Origin of the sequence: Kingella bonacorsii (assembly GCF_016623605.1) — a bacterium.
Taxonomy (GTDB): domain Bacteria; phylum Pseudomonadota; class Gammaproteobacteria; order Burkholderiales; family Neisseriaceae; genus Kingella_B; species Kingella_B oralis.
In genome coordinates this window covers 232,463-252,627 of the sequence record NZ_JAEHNZ010000003.1, presented here as the reverse complement: position 1 = coordinate 252,627, position 20,165 = coordinate 232,463, and the positions used below count along the sequence as shown (strand labels likewise).

Annotated in this window: 19 protein-coding genes and 1 tRNA gene; 8 read left to right on the top strand and 12 right to left on the bottom strand. The window is 54.3% G+C overall.

Annotated features, from left to right (window positions below; genetic code table 11):
* Positions 1–33: 33 nt before the first annotated feature.
* Positions 34–453 (bottom strand): RNA polymerase-binding protein DksA, encoded by a 420-nt coding sequence (gene dksA, locus JDW22_RS10210; protein ID WP_003797475.1) that lies wholly within the window; start codon positions 451–453, stop codon positions 34–36.
* Between the two features lie 177 nt (positions 454–630).
* On the opposite strand from dksA, the gene JDW22_RS10205 reads away from it, so the two are divergent.
* The gene (locus JDW22_RS10205) at positions 631–1,341 is read left to right on the top strand and encodes an SIMPL domain-containing protein (protein WP_200522970.1); all 711 of its coding nucleotides are present in this window, start codon (positions 631–633) and stop codon (positions 1,339–1,341) included.
* A gap of 133 nt (positions 1,342–1,474) precedes the next feature.
* Here JDW22_RS10205 and JDW22_RS10200 read toward each other — a convergent pair.
* The 3 genes from JDW22_RS10200 to JDW22_RS10190 form a co-directional block, all read right to left on the bottom strand.
* Positions 1,475–1,568 (bottom strand) — tRNA-Ser (locus tag JDW22_RS10200).
* Between the two features lie 82 nt (positions 1,569–1,650).
* Positions 1,651–2,139, bottom strand: coding sequence for a GNAT family N-acetyltransferase (locus JDW22_RS10195; protein ID WP_003797469.1), 489 nt, complete (start codon positions 2,137–2,139; stop codon positions 1,651–1,653).
* A 130-nt stretch (positions 2,140–2,269) separates the two neighbouring features.
* Entirely contained in the window at positions 2,270–3,418 is a 1,149-nt protein-coding gene (locus tag JDW22_RS10190) for a polyamine ABC transporter substrate-binding protein (protein ID WP_003797467.1), read from the bottom strand.
* A 254-nt stretch (positions 3,419–3,672) separates the two neighbouring features.
* Here JDW22_RS10190 and JDW22_RS10185 point away from each other — a divergent pair, with 254 nt between their 5' ends.
* The 3 genes from JDW22_RS10185 (at position 3,673) to JDW22_RS10175 (ending at position 7,671) form a co-directional block, all read left to right on the top strand.
* Entirely contained in the window at positions 3,673–5,367 is a 1,695-nt protein-coding gene (locus JDW22_RS10185; RefSeq protein ID WP_200522969.1) for a glutamine--tRNA ligase/YqeY domain fusion protein, read from the top strand.
* A gap of 97 nt (positions 5,368–5,464) precedes the next feature.
* On the top strand, positions 5,465–6,226 hold the full coding sequence (locus tag JDW22_RS10180; protein ID WP_200522968.1) for a hypothetical protein: 762 nt from the start codon (positions 5,465–5,467) through the stop codon (positions 6,224–6,226).
* Between the two features lie 125 nt (positions 6,227–6,351).
* Positions 6,352–7,671 carry an FAD-dependent oxidoreductase gene (locus JDW22_RS10175; protein ID WP_200522967.1) on the top strand — a complete coding sequence of 440 codons (1,320 nt, stop codon included), beginning with the start codon at positions 6,352–6,354 and terminating at the stop codon, positions 7,669–7,671.
* Positions 7,672–7,699: 28 nt separating this feature from the next.
* On the opposite strand, the gene JDW22_RS13995 is transcribed toward JDW22_RS10175, so the two are convergent.
* Positions 7,700–7,825: a hypothetical protein gene (locus tag JDW22_RS13995; protein WP_268884236.1), complete on the bottom strand. Its 126-nt coding sequence runs from the start codon at positions 7,823–7,825 to the stop codon at positions 7,700–7,702.
* Between JDW22_RS13995 and JDW22_RS10170 the strand changes: the two genes are divergently transcribed.
* Together JDW22_RS10170 and JDW22_RS10165 are read left to right on the top strand one after the other, a co-directional pair.
* Positions 7,820–8,617 (top strand): STM3941 family protein, encoded by a 798-nt coding sequence (locus tag JDW22_RS10170; protein WP_200522966.1) that lies wholly within the window; start codon positions 7,820–7,822, stop codon positions 8,615–8,617. The two genes, JDW22_RS13995 and JDW22_RS10170, sit on opposite strands and share 6 nt — an antisense overlap.
* A gap of 35 nt (positions 8,618–8,652) precedes the next feature.
* Positions 8,653–9,831 (top strand): phosphoglycerate kinase, encoded by a 1,179-nt coding sequence (locus tag JDW22_RS10165; protein ID WP_200522965.1) that lies wholly within the window; start codon positions 8,653–8,655, stop codon positions 9,829–9,831.
* Positions 9,832–10,545: 714 nt separating this feature from the next.
* Here the strand turns inward: JDW22_RS10165 and JDW22_RS10160 are convergent.
* Both JDW22_RS10160 and gluQRS read right to left on the bottom strand, forming a co-directional pair.
* Positions 10,546–10,722, bottom strand: coding sequence for a hypothetical protein (locus tag JDW22_RS10160; RefSeq protein WP_200522964.1), 177 nt, complete (start codon positions 10,720–10,722; stop codon positions 10,546–10,548).
* A gap of 46 nt (positions 10,723–10,768) precedes the next feature.
* Positions 10,769–11,668, bottom strand: coding sequence for a tRNA glutamyl-Q(34) synthetase GluQRS (gene gluQRS / locus JDW22_RS10155; RefSeq protein ID WP_200522963.1), 900 nt, complete (start codon positions 11,666–11,668; stop codon positions 10,769–10,771).
* Positions 11,669–11,844: 176 nt separating this feature from the next.
* Here gluQRS and recN point away from each other — a divergent pair, with 176 nt between their 5' ends.
* Positions 11,845–13,506 (top strand): DNA repair protein RecN, encoded by a 1,662-nt coding sequence (gene recN, locus JDW22_RS10150; RefSeq protein ID WP_200522962.1) that lies wholly within the window; start codon positions 11,845–11,847, stop codon positions 13,504–13,506.
* Positions 13,507–13,763: 257 nt separating this feature from the next.
* Here recN and JDW22_RS10145 read toward each other — a convergent pair whose 3' ends face one another.
* The 3 genes from JDW22_RS10145 to JDW22_RS10140 form a co-directional block, all read right to left on the bottom strand.
* Positions 13,764–13,922, bottom strand: a complete 159-nt coding sequence (locus JDW22_RS10145) for a hypothetical protein (RefSeq protein WP_200522961.1) — start codon at positions 13,920–13,922, stop codon at positions 13,764–13,766.
* Between the two features lie 22 nt (positions 13,923–13,944).
* Positions 13,945–14,073, bottom strand: a complete 129-nt coding sequence (locus tag JDW22_RS13990; RefSeq protein WP_268884235.1) for a hypothetical protein — start codon at positions 14,071–14,073, stop codon at positions 13,945–13,947.
* Between the two features lie 165 nt (positions 14,074–14,238).
* The gene (locus JDW22_RS10140; protein ID WP_200522960.1) at positions 14,239–15,507 is read right to left on the bottom strand and encodes a murein hydrolase activator EnvC family protein; all 1,269 of its coding nucleotides are present in this window, start codon (positions 15,505–15,507) and stop codon (positions 14,239–14,241) included.
* A gap of 431 nt (positions 15,508–15,938) precedes the next feature.
* Here JDW22_RS10140 and prfA point away from each other — a divergent pair, with 431 nt between their 5' ends.
* Positions 15,939–17,015: a peptide chain release factor 1 gene (prfA, locus tag JDW22_RS10135; protein ID WP_200522959.1), complete on the top strand. Its 1,077-nt coding sequence runs from the start codon at positions 15,939–15,941 to the stop codon at positions 17,013–17,015.
* A gap of 81 nt (positions 17,016–17,096) precedes the next feature.
* On the opposite strand, the gene JDW22_RS10130 is transcribed toward prfA, so the two are convergent.
* Both JDW22_RS10130 and rpoD read right to left on the bottom strand, forming a co-directional pair.
* The gene (locus JDW22_RS10130; RefSeq protein ID WP_200522958.1) at positions 17,097–18,017 is read right to left on the bottom strand and encodes an aldo/keto reductase; all 921 of its coding nucleotides are present in this window, start codon (positions 18,015–18,017) and stop codon (positions 17,097–17,099) included.
* Positions 18,018–18,106: 89 nt separating this feature from the next.
* Positions 18,107–20,071, bottom strand: coding sequence for an RNA polymerase sigma factor RpoD (gene rpoD, locus JDW22_RS10125; RefSeq protein ID WP_200522957.1), 1,965 nt, complete (start codon positions 20,069–20,071; stop codon positions 18,107–18,109).
* Positions 20,072–20,165: the final 94 nt, after the last annotated feature.

Sequence of the window (20,165 nt, the reverse complement as noted above, 5' to 3'; positions counted from 1 at the left end):
CAACACCCGATAATCGCGTTATCGGGTGTGGGCTTAATCGGCAAATTGTTTTTTTAAGCGTTCGCGGCGTTCTTGCGCTTCAACGGATAGGGTTGCCGTGGGGCGGGCGAGCAGGCGTTTTAAGCCGATGGGTTCGCCGGTGTCGTGGCAGAAGCCGTATTCGCCTTCGTCGATTTCGCGCAGCGCGGCTTGGATTTTGGCGAGCAGTTTGCGTTCGCGGTCGCGGGCGCGCAGTTCTAGGGCGTATTCTTCTTCTTGGCTGGCGCGGTCGGCGGGGTCGGCAGCGGATGCGGTGTCGTGTTGCATGCGGTCGGTGGTGGCATCGGCTTTGTTGATGATTTCGTCTTGCTGCTGGCTGAGCAGGTTACGGAAAAATTCTAGATGTTGCGCGTTCATGTAGTCTTCTTCCGGGCCGTCCCATGCGAGAATGTCTTTTTCGGTGAGCTTTGCCATGGTTGTTATCCTTTTGTTTTAGCGGAGCGCTTAATTTTGAAGCGGCGGATAATATCATGTTTTCAGAATGCACTGTATGGTTTTTGGCGGTTTCGCTTTGTATAATGCGTTTCGTTGTAACTTTGTGCTTTTCAGGCTGCCTAAACGGCTTTTTTGTATCTTTATTAGGAGTGTTTGATGATGTTTCAGAAATGGGTTTTGCTTGCGACTTTGGGTTTGGCTGCGCCCGCGATGTCGGAAGAGTTGCATTACAACGTGGCGGAGTTTTCCGAAAGCGCGAGCGTGCGCGTGCCCAACGACACGATGTCGGTTACGCTGCGCGTGGTGGAATCGGGAGCTTCGCGCGAGGCGGTGAGCAATAAGGTTACCAAGCGCGTGAACGCGGTGCTGGCGCGGGCGAAAGGCAATCAGGCGTTTGAGGTGGAATCGGGCAGCCGCAGTGTTTATCCAGAATATGATGAAAAACGCGTGGGGATTAAGGGCTGGACGGATTCGGCGGATATTTATGTGAAAAGTACGGATTTTGCGGCGCTGAGCAAGCTGGTGGCAGATAGCCAGCAGGATGCGATGTTGGGCGATGTGTCGTTTAGCGTGTCGCCGAAAAAATATGCGGCGGCGGTGGATGAGGCAAGCGAGCAGGCGTTGCGGTCGTTTCGCACGCGGGCGCAGAAGGTGAGCCGCACGCTGGGGTTTGCAAACTACAAGATTGTGCGCGTGGAATTGCATCAGTCGTTTGAAAACGGGGAGGAGGGCGTGGCAGCAGCGCCCATGATGGCGGAAAGTTTTGCGCGCAGCGCGAAGGCAATGGATGCGGCGATGCCGATGGACTTGGATGCGGGCGTGCGGACGGTGCGGCAAACGGTGCGCGGCTCGGTGCAGATGCAATAAATAAAGATAATAAATAAGGGTTCAGGCTGCCTATATCTATATGACAATGAGGCAGCCTGAAAAGCATCGCGGGCGAAATTTTGGATTAGGCAAAACAAAAACGACGCTGAATAAACCAGCGTCGTTTTATATTTGGCGGAGTAAGAGGGATTCGAACCCTCGATGCAGGTTTAAGCCCACATGCACCCTTAGCAGGGGTGTGCCTTCAGCCTCTCAGCCATTACTCCAAGAAGGAAAGTACGCGATGATATAGGTGCGGTTAGGTTTTGTCAATCTTGGCGCTTGTGGTTCGCAAAGATTGGTTTGTTTTTATTGTAGAAATTTTCTCATCAGCATGCAGCGTGTGGCGATGTTTTGGTTAAACGGCATAATGGCTTCGCCAAGCGCTTCGTAGCCGTTAAGGGCGTAGAAATTAACGGAATTCATGGATGCGTACACTTTGAGCACGCTTAAATTGGCGGCGGTGCTGAGTTTTTCGGCGCGTTGCAGCATGGCTGTGCCTAATCCGTTGTTTTGTAAGAAGGGATGGACATAGAGCGCGTCCAGCAGGGCTTCTTGGGTGTCCAGCAGGAAAAAGCCGCCGATGCGGTTTTTGTATTCGATTACCCACATGGTTTTGTGCGGGTTGTCCAGCGCGGCGGCGTAGCCGTTGGGGTTGAGTTGGCTGAGCCATGCGTCTAGGATTTCTTGGTTGTAGCTTTTGATGCAGGTGTGGCGCACGGATAGGCGGTGCAGTTCGTAGATGGTGTGGCAGTCTTCGTGTTTGGCGGGGCGCAGGTGGGTGATGAGGGGATTCATGGCGGTGTTGGGGAGGATGAGGCAGCCTGAAACGAAGTTCGACGAGGTTGAGATGAACAAAACCCGTTTTCAGGCTGCCTAAACACAGGCAAAACAGGCATCTGTGTCGCAAGATGCCTGCTGGGCCGGTTTAGCGTTTGGTTTTGAGGTTGAGCCAAAGCTGGGTTTGCAGTTTGACGGTTTCGGGCGTTTTGGGCAGCACCACAAAGCTGTTGGCTTTGGTTTCGGGGCTGGGGAAAATGGACGGGTCGTCGGCAAGCGTTTTGTCCATCAGGGCGCGCGCGCCTTGGCTGGCCGGGGCGTAGGTTACAAAATTACCGTTTTTGGCGGCGACTTTGGCGTCGAGCGTGTAGTTGATGTATTTATGCGCGTTGGCAATGTTTTTGGCGTCTTTGGGAATCATGAACGAATCTATCCAGATGCCTACGCCTGTTTTGGGGGTGAGCACTTGGATGTCGTTGTTGCCGATTTCGGCGGCGCGGCGTTTGGCGATGTTCAAATCGCCGCCGTAGCCGATGGCAACGCATAAATTGCCTTGCGCGAGATTGTTGATGTAGCCAGACGAGCTGAACAGGCGCACGTCATGGCGTACTTTACGCATGGTTTCGGCGGCGGCTTCCAGGTCGGCTTTGTCGTTGCTGTTGGGGTCTTTGCCGATGTATTTGAGCACAAGGGGGAATTGTTCGGTGGGGCTGTCAAAAAAGCTGATGCCGCAGTGTTTGAGCTTGCCGGTGTATTCGGGGTTGAAAACCAAATCCCATTCGTTGGCGGGCAGTTGGTCTGTGCCGAGGGCTTTGGCGACGAGTTTTTTGTTGATGGCCAGAGTGTTAATGCCCCAGAAATAGGGGACGGCGTATTTGTTGCCCGCGTCCACTTGCGCCATCAGTTTGAGCAGCTCGGGGTCGATGTTGTTGTAGTTGGGGATTTGGCTTTTGTCGATTTCCTGATACGCGCCCGCTTTGATTTGCCGTCCGACGTTGGCGATGGATGGGGCGACGAGGTCAAAGCCTGATTTGCCGGTTAAAACCTTGGCTTCCAATACTTCGTTGCTGTCATAAAACGCTTGGGTTACTTCAACTGAATTGTTTTTTTCAAATTCGGTGATGGTGTCGGGGTCTACATAATCAGACCAAACGTAAAGATTCAGTTGGCTGGTGGCAGCGTTGTTCTTTTGCGCGGATTCGGACGCGACAGCAGCCGACTGGTCTTGGTTGTCCGAACCGCTGCACGCACCCAAGAATAAGGCGGCGAGCATGCTGGCAAGCAGGGTTTTGTTCATGTTGGTTCCTAAATAAAAAGGGCGTGGTTTTAAGCACGCCTAGGGTCAATAAAAGGCTTGGAAAACAGGCGCGATTAAACGCAAAAACAGGGGGCAACGCAAGCGGTTTTTCGCATCCGGCGCAGATTATTTTAGAGCGGTTTGCCAAGCCCACAAAACGGCTGCTTTCGGGTACAATTCGCTCCCATTTCATTGACCGTTTTCAGGCTGCATCACAGTTCAAAGGCAGCCTGAAAATCATTTGTGAGACCACCATGCTGACCAAAGACCAATTTGCCGACAACCACTTCATCCGCACCATCATCGAAGACGACCTCAAAACGGGCGCGCACGCCGCCATCCACACCCGCTTTCCCCCCGAGCCCAACGGCTATTTGCACATCGGGCACGCCAAATCCATCTGCCTTAACTTCGGCTTAGCTTACATTTTTGATGGGCAATGCAACCTGCGTTTCGACGACACCAACCCCGAAAAAGAAAACGACGAATACGTCAATTCCATCAAAGAAGACGTTGAATGGCTGGGCTTTCATTGGGCGGGCGAAGCGCGATATGCCTCCAACTATTTTGACCAACTGTTTGATTACGCCGTTGGTTTAATTAAAGACGGCAAAGCCTATGTGGACGATCTTACGCCCGAAGAAATGCGCGAATACCGCGGCACGCTCACCGAAGCGGGCAAAAACAGCCCCTACCGCGAGCGCAGCGTGGAAGAAAACCTTGATTTATTTTATAAAATGCGTGACGGCGCGTTCCCAGACGGCAGCAAAACCCTGCGTCTGAAAATTGACATGGCCTCGGGCAATGTAAACATGCGCGACCCCGTCATCTACCGCATTCGCCGCGCCCACCACCACAACACCGGCGACAAATGGTGCATCTACCCGATGTACGACTACACCCACTGCATTTCCGACGCCATCGAAGGCATCACCCACTCGCTGTGCACGCTCGAATTTGAAGCCCACCGCCCGCTGTATGACTGGGTGTTGGACAACATTCCCGCGCCGCACGCCACGCGCCCACATCAATACGAGTTCTCGCGCTTGGAATTGCTGTATTCCATCACGTCCAAACGCAAGCTCAACCAACTGGTAACCGAAAAACACGTCAGCGGCTGGGACGACCCGCGCATGCCTACCATCTCCGGTATGCGCCGCCGCGGCTACACGCCCGAGGGGCTGCGCCTGTTTGCCAAACGCGCCGGCATTTCCAAATCGGAAAACGTGGTGGACATGAGCGTGCTGGAAGGCGCCATCCGCGAGGAATTGGAACACGCCGCGCCGCGCTTGATGGCGGTGTTAAACCCGCTGAAAGTTACGCTCACCAATTACCAAGCGGGCGTTACCCAAAGCCGCACCGCCGCGTTCCATCCCAACCATCCCGAGTTTGGCGAGCGCGATGTGCCGATTGGCGCAACGATTTATATTGAGCAAGACGATTTTGCCGAAGAGCCGCCCAAGGGCTGGAAACGCTTAACGCTGGGCGGCGAAGTGCGCCTGCGCCACAGCTATGTGATGCGCTGCGATGAAGTGGTGAAAGATGCGAACGGCGAGATTGTTGAACTGAAATGCAGCATCGACCACGATACGCTGGGCAAAAACCCCGAAGGGCGCAAGGTGAAAGGCGTGATTCATTGGGTGTCTGCTGAGCACGCCACGCCGATTACCGTGCGGCTGTATGACCGCTTGTTTACGGTGGAACGCCCCGATGCGGTGCGCGGCGACGATGGCGAATATCTGCCGTTTACCGATTTTCTCAACCCCGATTCGGTGCGCGAAATCACCGCTTATGCCGAAAGCGCGGTAAACGATTTGCCGCCCGAAAGCCATTGGCAGTTTGAGCGCATCGGCTATTTTGTTACCGACCGTTATGACCATAAAACAGGGCAACAGCCTGTGTTTAACCGCACGGTGGGGTTGAAAGATACTTGGCAGGCTAAGGCGTAATCATCCGAAGTATGAAGTTTCAGGCTGCCTTGGGAACGGCAAAGGCAGCCTGAAAACGGTTTTTGCATCATTAGCAGCATTGTTAGCAGCATCAACCATGCAACGCATTTTCAGGCTGCCTAATGCGTCCGCCAAAGGCAGCCTGAAAACGCCATCAACCCAAGTTCCTTCCTTTTCAAAACACACCAATCCTATTTCAGGCTGCCCTGTTGCACCATTAGGCAGCCTGAAAACCCATAGCCAAATGCTCTCCATCCCACTCATCAACCACATCTTGTCCCACAACCCCGAAGTCTGCGCCCAACTGGCAGGCTACAACGGCATCGTTATCGCGCTGCAAACAGGCAGCCTGAATATTGTCGGGCGCATCAACGCCCACGGCTTGCTAGAAGCCAGCACACAACACCCCGACAGCACGCTGATTCTGCACAACGATGCCCTGCCCAACATCCTGCGCGGCGCAATGCCCCAATTCAGCGATCTCGCCATAGAAGGCGACACCACCATCGGCATCAACCTGCTATCCTGTTGCAGCCAACTGCGCTACACGCCGCAGCAAGACTTGCAACGCATCTTCGGCGAAGACCAAGCCCACGCGCTCGCGCAAAAAGCCCAGCAAATCGGGCAAACCCTGCAAAACATCGGGCAATTTTTCCGTTCTAACTCCGTTGAAACTTTCGGTTTTCAGGCTGCCGCAAACAGCCCCAGCAGCCCAATCAATCAAGAACAATACAACCAACTCGCCCACCAGCTGAACGACTGCCAACAGCAGCTTAGCAACCTGCAACGCCAAATAGAACACACCAACCGCCGCTTAGACAGCCTAGAACGCAAAATGCGCGACTACGATGTAGATTAAGGCAGCCTGAAAACCACCGAGCGCCCAAATCAGCCCTTTTCACCATAAAACGCGCCGTTTACACCATACTCGCCAACAAGATGCCCCTATCATCCGCATCTTGTTTTTTTATTTTGGAGACCACCATGCACACACAAAATCTCATCATCGGTTTTGGCAAAGCAGGCAAAACTCTTGCCGCCGATTTAGCCAACCACGGGCAAAGCGTTGTTTTAGTAGAACAAGACGAGCAAATGTACGGCGGCACGTGCATCAACATCGGCTGCATTCCCAGCAAAAAACTGCTAGTAGAGGGCGCAAAGCAGCACGATTTTCAGGCTGCCATGCAAGCCAAAAACAACCTAATCCCCAAGCTGCGCGCCGCCAATTTCGCCAAGCTAGACAACATGGCAAACGTGCAAGTGATCCATGCCCAAGCCCAGTTTCAAGACGAGCACACCGTTATCCTGCGCGGCGCACAAGGCGAGCAAACTATCCGCGCCGAGCGCATTTTCATCAACACGGGCGCAACATCTAACCCGCTTAACGTTGCAGGCGCAGACCATCCGCGCGTGCATTACAGCACCGAAATGCTGTCGCTTGCCGAGCGCCCCAAGCGGCTGGTGATTATTGGCGGCGGCTATATCTCGCTGGAATTTGCCTTTATGTATCAACAATTTGGCAGCCAAGTAACCATTTTAGACAACAGCCCCGTGTTCCTGCCGCGCGAAGACCGCGACATCGCCGAAGAAATGCTGCGCGTGTTAAATAGCCGCCAAATCAATGTGGTGCAAAGCATTGCCATCAACGCCTTTGCCGAGCAGGGCGATGGCGTGGTGGTGCAAACCAATCAGGGTGAATTTGCCGCCGATGCCGTGTTGGTGGCGATTGGACGGCATCCCAACACCGCCGCGCTCGCGCTGGAAAACGCAGGCATCGCCACCACCGAGCGCGGCTTTATCGCCACCGATGAACAATGCCGCGTGCTGGGCAAAGCGCATATTTGGGCAATGGGCGACGTGGCGGGCAGCCCCATGTTTACCTACATTTCGCTGGATGATTACCGCATTGTGCGCGACCAGCTGCTTGGCAACGGCACGCGCAGCCGCAACGACCGCGCCACCTTCCCCACCACCACCTTCACCGAGCCGCCGCTGTCGCACATCGGCATGACCGAAACCGCCGCCGCGCAATCAGGGCGCAGCTATAAAGTGCTGAAACTGAAAGCCGAAGCCATCCCCAAAGCCAAAATTTTGGGACAAACCGATGGTCTGCTCAAAGCGATTGTGGACAGCGAAAGCGGCGAAATTCTCGGCGTAACCCTGTTTTGCGCCGAATCGCACGAAATCATCAACCTGTTTAAAATGGCGATAGACCATAAAATCCCCGCCAGCTACATCAAAAACCAAATCTTCACCCATCCCACCATTGCCGAAGGGTTGAACGATTTGTTTGCCGCCGCCTAAACAGCCATCACGGCATAGCTTGGCGCGCTTAAAAAGGCAGCCTGAAAACGAGTATCCGCCCGTTTTCAGGCTGCCTTTTGGCGTTGTTCTCGGGTATCATTGCGTGGCTTGCCATTGCCCATTGAGGCAGCCTGAAAAGGAAAAAAACATGCACCAGCCCATTGTTATACCGTTTAACCGCTTGCTTATTACCCTGTCATTGCTGGTTTGGTTATCTATTCCGCTATTTATTTTGTACCAAGCATTCAACGCTTCGTCCCTTGGGGTAATGATTTTTTGCGTTTTATGTTTTATGTTTATGGTTGGCACGTCTTTTCGTTATGTATTTGATGTATTAGAGACTTATCGCCAAGAATCGCTGCTTGTGATTGATGAGCAGGGCATAAACTACGCCCCCGTCGGCACCATCGCATGGCAAGATATTGAATATATACAGCCCTATTTGGAATCCAACAAGGGTTTCATTTATGTTTATGGTATTGAGATCAAAATTAAAAAACCTGAGCCTTATGCTGCCAAAATCAAACCGCACAAGCGCAAATCATTCCAGAAGTTTTCTGTCTTGCAAATTTCCCGATACTTGTTGCCCATACCTGCTAAAAAATTAGTGAAACAAATTGCTCGGGAATACGGCAGCTATTATCTATTTCGCCTTGATGAATACGGTTTAACCGCTGCGCAGCTTGGCACAATCGCATGGCAAGATATTGACGATATACGATTGTCTTCTGAATTTCCTTGCTCACACGGCTTAACCATTAAACTCAAACACCCCAAGCCGTATCTTGCCAACATCCCGCCACATGAACACAAAGCATTTCTCAGCCAGCCAGAATTTAATCTTTCCTCAGATTGGTTGCCGCTGCCTGCTAAAACTTTATTGCAGCAAATAGAGCAGGAATATGGCAGCTATTACCAGCCCGCTTCGTCAATTGAGGCAGCCTGAAACCCCTTTCTCAACCCCTTACAAAGGACTTCTCCATGCCATTTCTCAAACTCACCGACCAAAATGTAAACGGCAAAACCGTGCTCATCCGCGCCGATTTAAACGTCCCCTTTAAAGACGGCAAAATCAGCGATGACACCCGCATCCGCGCATCGCTGCCGTCCATCCAATATTGCTTGGACAACGGCGCAGCCATCATCGTGATGACGCATCTGGGCCGCCCCACCGAAGGTGAATTCCACCCTGAAGACGACGTTGCCCCCGTTGCCGCGCATTTGGGCAAACTGCTGGGCAAGGAAGTTAAAGTGTTGAACGACTGGCGCGACAATCCGCCCAGCCTGAAAGCGGGCGAAGTTGCGCTGCTGCAAAACGTGCGCGTTAACAAAGGCGAAAAGAAAAACGACCCCGAGCTGGGCAAAGCCTACGCCGCCTTGTGCGATATTTTTGTGAACGATGCGTTTGGCACTGCGCACCGCGCCCAAGCGTCCACCGAAGCCGTTGCCGCCGCTGCGCCCATTGCCTGCGCGGGCATTTTGATGGCAGCGGAATTGGACGCGCTGGGCAAAGCCTTGAAAAACCCCGCCCGTCCGCTGGTGGCGATTGTGGCGGGCAGCAAAGTGTCCACCAAGCTCACCATTCTCAACAGCTTGGCGGACAAGGTGGACGAGCTAATTGTGGGCGGCGGCATCGCCAACACTTGCTTGCTGGCGCAGGGCAAAGAATTGGGCAAATCGTTGGTGGAAGCCGATTTGGTGAACGAAGCGCGCGCGATTATGGAAAAAATGGCGCAGCGCGGCAATCCGATTCCGCTGCCTGTGGACTGCATTGTGGCAACTGAGTTTTCCGAAACCGCCGCGCCGCTGCTGCGCGATGTAAACCAAATCGGCAAGGACGAGCAAATTTTGGATATCGGCGAGCAATCGCGTGCGCGCTTGGCGGAAATTTTGCAAAACGCAGGCACGATTGTGTGGAACGGGCCCGTTGGCGTGTTTGAATTTGACAACTTTGCAGGCGGCACAAGAGCCGTTGCCGAAGCGATTGCCGCGAGCAATGCGTTTTCCATTGCGGGCGGCGGGGATACGCTGGCGGCCATCGCTAAGTTTGGCGTAACTGATAAAATTAGCTATATCTCAACAGGCGGCGGCGCGTTTTTGGAATTTTTGGAAGGCAAGGAATTGCCAGCCGTGGCGGCGTTGGAGAAGTTTACGAAGTAGGATTTGATTGAAGTGGATAGATGGGCAGCCTGAAAATGTGTTTGGTGCGTTTTTGGGCTGCTTTTTTTTGTGTGTGGGATTTTTTTGGGGCGTGGTTTGTTTGGCAATTTTGGTTTTCAGGCTGCCTTTTGGGGATGGGGTAGGGGGATTTTTGCTAACTGGTAAGGCAGCCTGAAATGGGTATGGAGCGGCGACGGCTCGTCGCCAACAGCTTCAAACAGAGCGTGGCTGGTTTGCCAAGATGTCGGCGAGCCGCCGACTCTCCATTGGGTTGGTTTTCAGGCTACCTTTGTTTACAGGATAAGGCAGCCTGAAAAAGGGGTTTGGTGCTTTGTGGTTGGCTTGGGGCGTAGTGTTTACCTTTGCGCCTAATCGCGGCGCGGCGACTTACTTTTCTTTGCTTCGCCAAAGAAAAGTAAGCAAAAGAAAGGCGACTCCGACGTGCAGGTTTGGCTGCGCCAAACTTCCCTCACTCCGCATCCTTTTTTCGGCGTGTGTGAACTAGTCGCACTTCGTGCGCCGTCGGGCAGGCGCACGCTTTTTTCCGAAAAAAGAATGCTGCGTTCGGCTGGACGTAGGGGAGCGGACGGTAGCATTAAACGTTTGTGATGGATTGACCAAAAAAGGCAGCCTGAAAACTGGGGAATGGTTTTCAGGCTGCTTTTTGGATGGTTTTTGTGATGGGAGAGATTGGGCTGTCTTTATTATTGAAAGTTACTCAGAAGGCAGCCTGAAACGAGTATGGAGCGGCGACGGCTCGTCGCCAACAGCTTCAAACAGAGCATGGCTGATTTGCCAAGATGCGAAATGTCGGCGAGCCGCCGACGCTCCATTGGGTTGGTTTTCAGGCTGCCTTTGGAGTAGGGCAGGGCATAGCCGTTTAACAATCATTGATGCAGCCTGAAAACCACATCCCTAAAAAACGCAGCCTGAAACCCTACTCCGTGCAAATCGCCTGCTTCGGCACGCGCGCCATATCCCAGTTTGCCACCGCCCAATCCAACACATCGCGCGGGCGGTTCACTTCGGGCGCGGGGGGGATGTTGAGATAGGCGCACACTTGGCGCAGTAGGGTTTCTTGCGCCGACAAATCCAGCGCGGGGGCGAGCGTCTGTTTGCTCCACTTTTGCCCTTGCACGTTCACCAGCAGCGGCAGATGGGCGTAATGCGGCGTGGGCGCGTTCAGGCAACGTTGCAGGTAGATTTGGCGCGGGGTGGACACCAGCAAATCCTGCCCGCGCACAATATGCGTGATGCCTTGTGCGGCATCGTCCACCACCACGGCGAGTTGATACGCCCAATGCCCATCGGCGCGCAGCAGCACAAAATCGCCGATGTCGTGGGCGAGGTTTTGCGCGTAATGCCCGACAATTTTATCGGCAAAGGCGATGGTTTCATCGGGCACAATGATGCGCCATGCGGGGGCTTTGTGGGCATCATGAGGCAGCCTGAAAACGCTGTTGGGGCGACACGCGCCGTTGTACACAAAGCCGTCCGCGCCCATTTGGGCGGCGGCGTGCCAATCTTTGCGGCTGCAATAGCAGGGATACGCCAAGCCTGCGGCTTTCAGGCTGCCGAGTGTGGCGCGATAGAGGGCGTGGCGTTGGCTTTGGTAGGCAACTGCGCCGTCCCATTCAAAGCCGAATTGTTCTAATGTGAACAAGATGTTATCCGCTGCGCCTGCCATTTCGCGCGGGGGGTCTAGGTCTTCCATGCGCAGCAGCCATTGCCCGCCGTGGGCGCGTGCGTCGGCATACGAGGCGACGGCGGTGAGCAACGAACCGATGTGTAACAAGCCGGTGGGGCTGGGGGCGAAGCGTCCGATGTAGTGGGGCATAAAGGCAGCCTGAAAAGGGGAAAGGGCGGATTATACGATTTTTGGATTGTGCCAACGAAACGCGCTGCGCTCGTTTTAGCTCCGCAGAAACGCGCTGCGCTCGTTTTCAGGCTGCCTCAAATGCAGTAATATCGCGCCCCAATCCACCCAACCATTTCACAGCAAAGGCAATCCCCATGCTCCTCGCCCTTTCCCTGCAAAACTTCGTCATCGTAGAAAAACTCAATTTAAACTTCCAAAACGGCTTCACCGTGCTCACAGGTGAAACAGGCGCGGGCAAATCCATCACGCTGGATGCCATCGCCCTGCTGTTGGGCGACAAAGCCGATTACAGCCAAATCCGCACAGGCGCAAACGAAGCGCAGCTCTCTGCCTTGTTTGACATCAGCGAACACCCCGCCCTGCAAGTCGAGTTGCGCGAACAAGGCTTGCTGGATGACGACAGCAGCGAGCTAGCCATCCGCCGCACCATAGACATCAAAGGCAAAAGCCGCAGCTACATCAACAACCAAGCCGCTACGCTTGCCCAGCTCAAACACATCGGCTCGCAGCTCATAGACATCCACGGACAAAACGCGCACCACTCCCTAAACCAAGAATCCGCGCAACGCCAATTGCTAGATGCCTTTTCAGGCAGCCTGAAACTGGTAGAGCAAACCCAAGCCGCCTACCAAGCATGGCAAAGCGCGCAACAAGCGCTGAGCGATGCGCAAACCCAAGCCGAAAACATCGCCATAGAGCGCGAACGCCTAGAATGGCAATACAACGAGCTAGACCAAATCGCCCCCGAAACAGGCGAATGGGAAAGCCTAAACCAAAGCCACGACAGCCTTGCCAACGCCGCCGAGCTGCTGCAAGCGGCAAACGAAGTTTTGGAATACATAGACAGCGACAACGGCATCGCCCGCCAAATCAGCCGCAGCCAGCGCACCCTAAACAAGCTGGAACACATAGAACCGCGCTTTGCCGAAAGCCTAGAAATGCTAGATAGCATAGAAGCCGAATTAAGCGAAATCAGCCGCAATATGGGCAGCGTGCTCAGCGACATAGAAATCAACCCCAACGAATTGCACGCCAAAGAAGAGCGCATCAGTGAGCTGATGAGCATCGCCCGCAAATACCGCATAGAGCCCGAAGAGTTGCCCAACAAGCTGGCAGAAATTCAGGCTGCCTTGCAACAGCTAGAAGCCGCCACCGATATTGAAGCGCTGCAAAAAAACGTTGCCCAAGCGCAAGATGCCTATATGCAAATCGCCCAGCAGCTATCCAGCGCACGGCACAAAGCCGCCAGCAAGCTCGCCCACGAAACCACCGAACACATGCAAACACTCGCCATGAAAGGCGCGAAATTCCACATAGAACTGCAACCGAGCAGCCCCACCGCGCACGGCTTGGAACACATCCAATACCAAGTCGCCGCCAACAAAGGCACACCGCTGCGTCCGCTCAACAAAGTCGCATCAGGCGGCGAACTCGCCCGCATCAGCCTATCCATCCAAGTGGTAACCAGCCAATACACCCAAGTGCCCACGCTGATTTTTGACGAAGTGGACACAGGCATCGGCGGCGGCGTTGCCGAAACCGTAGGACGCGCCCTGCGCACGCTGGGCAAACAGCACCAAGTGCTCGCTATCACCCACCTGCCGCAAGTCGCCGCCTGCGGTGAACACCATTGGCAAGTTGCCAAACACAGCGACGGCGAACAAACTGTTAGCGAAATCAGCGTGTTAGATGACAGCACACGGGTAAACGAAATCGCCCGTATGCTCGGCGGCGAGAAAATCACCGACACCACGCGGCAACACGCGGCGGAGATGTTGGCGAACGCGGCGAAATAGTGTTTCAGGCTGCCTATTGGTAAATCAATAGGCAGCCTGAAACCTTTTCAAAAACCTTGAGGCAGCCTGTGTAGCGAAGCTAAAAATAAGAAATGCCATTATTCACATGCAGATGCGAATTTTGTTTGATATTTGGATGATTGTAGAAACAATCAGTAGGTCGGGCATTTATGCCCGACAAATCATTCATACCCGACAAACGCAGACCTATTTATCATAATCCGCGACAACTAAAAACGTCGGGCATCCATGCCGACCTACTTAGGTTTCGCAAAATCCTTAGGCTGACTATGCGAGTACCAATAGGCAGCCTGAAATTTAAAAAATAGCGCGTTGGACGGAAACAGGATTGCATGTGTTGCCAAAATGTTGGCAAGCCGCCAGTGTTGCGGATTGTTGATGGGATGGGTAAACATTTTCAGGCTGCCTATGCGAGTATCAATAGGCAGCCTGAAATCTAAAATGGAGCGGCGACGGCTCGTCGCCAGATGGCGTGTTTTGTAGGGTTTTGCGGGTTGGCAAAATGTCGGCAAGCCGCCGACGCTCCATCGGTTGCAGGTTTGGCAAAGGGTTCGGTCTGAAAGCCATGACGAAGGCAGGGCGGATGTTTGTTACCCGCCATCATGTTATCAACGCACGGCGGGCAAGCGGGTTACCCCGCCCTACGATAGACACAACAATAGGCAGCCTGAAAAGCATGCAACGCGTTTCAGGCTGCCTATTGTTGTCTGTTTATCTTAGCCACACCAACGGATTCATAATTTTGTTGCGGTAGCGCAGCTCCAAATACAAGCCTTGCTCGCCTGCGGGCAGCGTGCCGCTGGTGGCGATGTTTTGCCCTGCGTTCACGCGGCTGCCGTTGCCGGCGTGGATGGCGGACAGCCCTGCATACACCGACATATAGCCGTTGCCGTGGTCAATAATCATCATATTGCCGTAGCCCGCTTGGTTGGCGGTGTACACCACCGTGCCGGCGGCGATGCTGCGCACGGGGGCGGGCGCGGTGGCGATGAAGATGCCGCGCCATGTGCCGCCGCTGGGGCGGGCGGTGCCGAAGCGTCCGATGATGTTGCCCGATGCGGGCATGATGCCGCGCAGGGGTTTTTGCGGCGCGGCTTCGGTGCGTTGCGGTTCGGCGCGTTGGGGCTGCTCGGGGCGCAGGTTTAGGTCTTCGCGGGTGAGCGTGGATTTGGGGGCTTTACCGTTGTGTTGGCTAGCGGCTTGGGCGCGTTTGCGGGCTTCTTGCGCGCGCTGTTCGGCTTCGGCTTTGCGTTGGGCGTTTTGCTTGGCAACGATGTTGGCGATGACTTGGTTGAGCTGGCGTTCGTTGGCTTGCAGTTGGGCGAGTTTTTGGCGGCGCGCGCTGATGTCTTGGCTTAGTTGGCTGCTGTCGGCTTGGGCTTGGCTGTGGGTTTGCCCGAGTTTTTTCAGCTTTTGCCGTTGCTGGGCGGCGAGTTGTTCAATGCGTTTAAGCTCGGTGTTAATGGCTTGCTGTTGGCTGTTGAGCTCGCTTTGTTGTTGCACCAGTTTGTCAATCAGCTTTTTGTTGGCTTGATTGATGTGGCGGGTGTAGGCAAGAAAGCGGCTTTTTTGGTTGGCGTCGCTGCTTTTGAGCAGCAGGGCTACGGCGGCGGGCTGGGGGTTTTTGTAGTTGTTGGCAAGCAGTTGGGCAACTTGGGCTTTGGTGTTGCTGATGTTGGTTTGCAGCTGGGATAGGGTGGCTTGCAGGGCGGTGAGTTTTTGCCATTCGGCTTGCTCGCGCTGGGTGAGCTCGTTGAGCTCGCGGCGGGCTTTGGCGATGGCGATTTGGGTTTCGCGCAGGATTTGCGTGGCGCGGCGTTGCGCGGCTTGCGTGGCGGCGAGGTCTTTTTGCGTGGCGGCGATGGCATCGCGCACGGTGTCTAGCTGGGCGTTGGCATTGGCGGGTGTTTCGTTGGCGGCGGGGGCGGTGTGCGGGGCGAGCAGGGAGAGGGTGAGCAGCAGGGCGGCGGGGGTTCTCATGGGGTGGCGTGTGTTAAGCATTTGAAAACGGGGGATTATAGTGATTTTCAGGCTGCCTTGATAGCTGGGGCGGAGGCAGCCTGAAAAAGGATGGTAGTGGTAAGGGATGTTTTCAGGCTGCCTTTTGGCAATGGCGGGTGTAGGCTATGCCGATTTTGTTCACTGATAGGCAGCCTGAAAACGGGAAATGCTTTGACTATGCGTTTTCAGGCTGCCTCAAAGTCTTTGCCCGCCTTATCTGTAAAACATTTACTGCTCCGTATCAGCCAGCAAGAGCCAGCTGCCGAGCAAAGCGAACAGTAAAGCCCAAACCACCCCAACGATTTTTCAGGCTGCCGCAACAGCAATCCCCCTGTTTCCCGTATAATTCGCCCTTTTTTTAACCCCTTTCAGGCAGCCTGAAAACCCTTTCCCACCCTATCCCCGCCATCATGAAACCATCCATCCAATCCAAACTGCAAAACCTATCTCACCGCCTAGAAGAAGTAACCGCCTTGCTCGGCTCGCCCGAAGCCACCGCAAACATGGACAGCTATCGCCGTCTCAACCAAGAGCACGCCGAGCTTACGCCCATCGTGGAAACCTACCATGCGTACACCCAAGCGCAAAACGATTTGGCAGACGCGCAAGAAATGTTATCCGACCCCGAAATGAAAGATTTTGCCGCCGAAGAAATTCAGGCTGCCAAAGAAGCCATTGAACGGCTGGATTTTGAATTGCAAAAACTCCTGCTGCCCAAAGATGCCGATGACGACAAAAACATCTTTATAGAAATTCGTGCAGGAACGGGCGGCGACGAAGCCGCGCTGTTCGCAGGCGATTTGCTGCGTATGTACAGCCGCTACGCTGAGCGCAACCGCTGGCAAACCGAAATCGTCTCCGCCAACGAAAGCGACTTGGGCGGCTACAAGGAAGTGATCGTGCGGCTGATTGGGCTGGGCGCATACAGCAAACTGAAATTTGAATCGGGCGGCCACCGCGTGCAGCGCGTGCCCGCGACCGAAAGCCAAGGGCGCATCCACACATCCGCCTGCACCGTCGCCGTGATGCCCGAAGCGGACGAGTTGGAAGAAATCCAGCTCAATCCCGCCGATTTGCGCATCGACACCTTCCGCGCATCGGGCGCGGGCGGCCAGCACATCAACAAAACCGATTCCGCCATCCGCATCACCCACTTGCCAACGGGCATGGTGGTGGAATGCCAAGATGGGCGCAGCCAACACGCCAACAAAGCGCAAGCGATGAAGGTACTCGCTGCGCGGCTCAACGACAAACAAAAACGCGAAGCCCAAGCCAAAGAAGCCGCCGAGCGCAAATCGCTGATCGGCAGCGGCGACAGGAGCGAGCGCATCCGCACCTACAACTACCCGCAAGGCCGTGTTACCGACCACCGCATCAACCTTACCCTGCACAAGCTCGATTTTGTGATGGACGGCGATATGGAAGAAATCACCGCCGCGCTGATTGCCGAGCATCAGGCGGAGTTGTTGGCGGCGATGGGGGATTGATTGCCGCAAGAGCAAAAGGCAGCCTGAAAACGGAATTGGGTGTTTTCAGGCTGTCTTTTCCTTTTTCAGGCTGCCTTTTCGCTATTTCAACAAATCGCGCCGATTAAAATACCGCGCCGTATAAGTCCCGTCCAAATGCTTTTTGCCGCCGTAAATTGGAAAGGTGGCGACTTCGCCGTAATGTTCAATGGCGGGCAGCGCATCCAACGCCGTCATATCCGCCGCACTAATCTCAAAATCCACGGCTGCGTTTTCGCGCATCTTGGCGGGATGGGCGGTTTTGGGCAGGGCGATTAAGCCGTGCTGCAAGCAATAGCGGATGCACAGCTGGGCAACGGATACGCCGTAATGCGCGGCGATATCGGCAAGCGCGGGGTTGCGCAGCATCACACCGTGTCCCAGCGGCGAATAGGCTTCCACGGCAATGCGGTGGGCGCGGCAAAAATCAATCAACGCAAACGGCATATTGCTGATGTGCGCCAAAATCTGATCCACCATAGGCGGCACTTCGGCGTGGTCTAGCAGGTTTTGCAAATCGGCTTCTTCAAAATTAGACACGCCGATGGCACGGATTTTGCCTGCGTGATACAGCTCTTCCATCGCCCGCCACGCCGCTAAGTTGCCCGCAAAGTAATGGTTGCTTTCGCGAAAATCCGTCCACGGCTGCGGCGCGTGAATCAGCATCAAATCTATGTAATCCACATCCAAATCCACAAACGATTGCGCCAGCGCGGCTTGGGCATCGGCATAATTTTTATGCTGTGCGAGCAATTTGCTGGTGAGAAAAATCTCTTCCCGCGCGATGCCGCTGGCGCGGATGCCTGCGCCCACGCCTTGCTCGTTGCCGTAATCTTGGGCGGTGTCTAGATGGCAGTAGCCTGCGGCTAAGGCAGCCTGAACGGCAGGGCCGGCATCGGCGTTGCCAATCATCCATGTGCCAAAGCCCAGTTGCGGAATGGCGGTGCCGTTGGCAAGGGTCAGCGTTTGAGTGAATGCGCTCATGGTTTGCTCCTTCGGTAAGAATGAAAAACAAAAAACCTGTATTCACACTATTATGAATACAGGTTCTGAGAATCCGCAACCCTGCGCGCTTATTTCCCTTCTTCGCTGTCCAAGAAGCTTTTCAGCTTATCGGAGCGCGTAGGGTGGCGCAATTTGCGCAATGCTTTGGCTTCGATTTGGCGGATGCGCTCGCGCGTAACGTCAAACTGTTTGCCCACTTCTTCCAGCGTGTGGTCGGTGTTCATATCAATGCCAAAGCGCATCCGCAACACTTTTGCTTCGCGCGGGGTCAGGCTTTCCAATACGCCGGCGGTTACTTCGCGCAGGCTCGAATACATCGCCGCTTCGGCAGGCGCAACATTGTTCACGTCTTCGATAAAGTCGCCCAAGTGGCTGTCGTCATCGTCGCCAATCGGTGATTCCATGGAAATCGGCTCTTTGGCGATTTTCATGATTTTGCGGATTTTGTCTTCGGGCATTTCCATCAATTCCGCCAGTTTGGCAGAATCGGGGTCTTCGCCTGTTTCTTGCAGATATTGGCGCGAAATGCGGTTCATTTTGTTAATCGTTTCAATCATGTGAACCGGGATGCGGATGGTGCGCGCTTGGTCGGCGATGGAGCGCGTAATCGCTTGGCGAATCCACCAGGTGGCATAAGTGGAAAACTTATAACCGCGGCGGTATTCGAATTTGTCCACCGCTTTCATCAAGCCGATGTTGCCTTCCTGAATCAAATCAAGGAACTGCAAGCCGCGGTTGGTGTATTTTTTGGCAATGGAAATTACCAAACGCAAGTTCGCCTGAATCATTTTCTGCTTGGCGGCGGCGGTTTCTTTTTCGCTTTTCACCATGTTTTTGCTGATGTCTTTTAGCTCGGCGATGGATACGCGCGCGTGCTGTTCCAGCTCGGCCATTTCGGTTTGTTTTTCCAAAATGGCATGGCGGAAGCGGTCAAGCGTTTCGCTCCATGCGCGTTTTTTGGCGATTTCGTCTTCAATCCATTCCAAATTGGTGGCGTTGGGCAGGAAGTGGGCGATGAAATGGTCTCTGTCCATGTTCACGCGGTCTAGGCAGATGTCGCGGATTTCGCGTTCCAATTTGCGGATTTTGTCTACGCGCGAACGTAGGCTGTCGCTCAATTTTTCAATTTGGCGGGTGGAAAAGCGCACTTCAAGCAATTTGTTGGCGATGTTGCCGCGGTGTTCCAAGTATTTCGCGCTGCTGCTGCCGCTTTTGTCTAACGCGCGAATCATCAGGTTGTAGCTTTTTTCAATTTGTTTGAAGTGGTCTAAAACTTGGGCTTTGAGTTCTTCCAAGTTTTGGCTTTCCATCGCTGCGCTGTCGCCTTCGCTGTCGTCGTCATCGCCGCTTTCGTCGCCGTCGCTTTCGTCGCTTTCATCGCCGGATGCGGCTTGATGGCTGTTCAGGCTGCTTTCCAGATGCCCTAAGCCCAGTTCGTTGAGCAAGACTTCGTTGGGGTCGATGATGGCTTCCACCACTTCGTCCACTTTGATTTCGTCTTTTTTGATTTGGTTGATTAAATCTAAAATCTCGCCGATTGAACCGGGGCAGGCTGAAATGGCTTGAATCATGTTTTTCAAGGCGTTTTCAATTTCTTTGGCGATTTTGATTTCGTCTTCGCGGGTGAGCAAATCCACTTGCCCCATTTCGCGCATATACATGCGCACGGGGTCGGTGGTGCGCCCGAATTCGGAATCGGCTTGCGAGAGCGCGGCTTCGGCTTCGGCAACGGCATCTTCGTCGGTGATGGCGGTGCTGTTGTCGTTCATCAGCAGGCTGTCGGCATCGGGGGCTTCTTCGGTTACTTGGATGCCCAAGCCTTGAATCATGTTGACGATGTTGTCAATCTGCTCGGCATCGGACATGTCGTCGGGCAGGGCGTCGTTGATTTCGGCGTAGGTGATGTAGCCGCGCTCTTTGCCTTGGATGATGAGGCGGCGCAGGCGTTCGCGCTGCTCTTCGGGGGTGAGCGGGCGGTTGTCGTTGCTGAGGGTTTCTTCGTTTTCTTGCTCGGGGAGGTGTTTTTCAGACATAGGGGGCACTCGATAAGGGTGATTTATCCGCGTGTTGGATAGGGGATGCTCTGCTTCTTTGGTGCAGCAATGGGGGCGGATAGCGGGTTTTGCC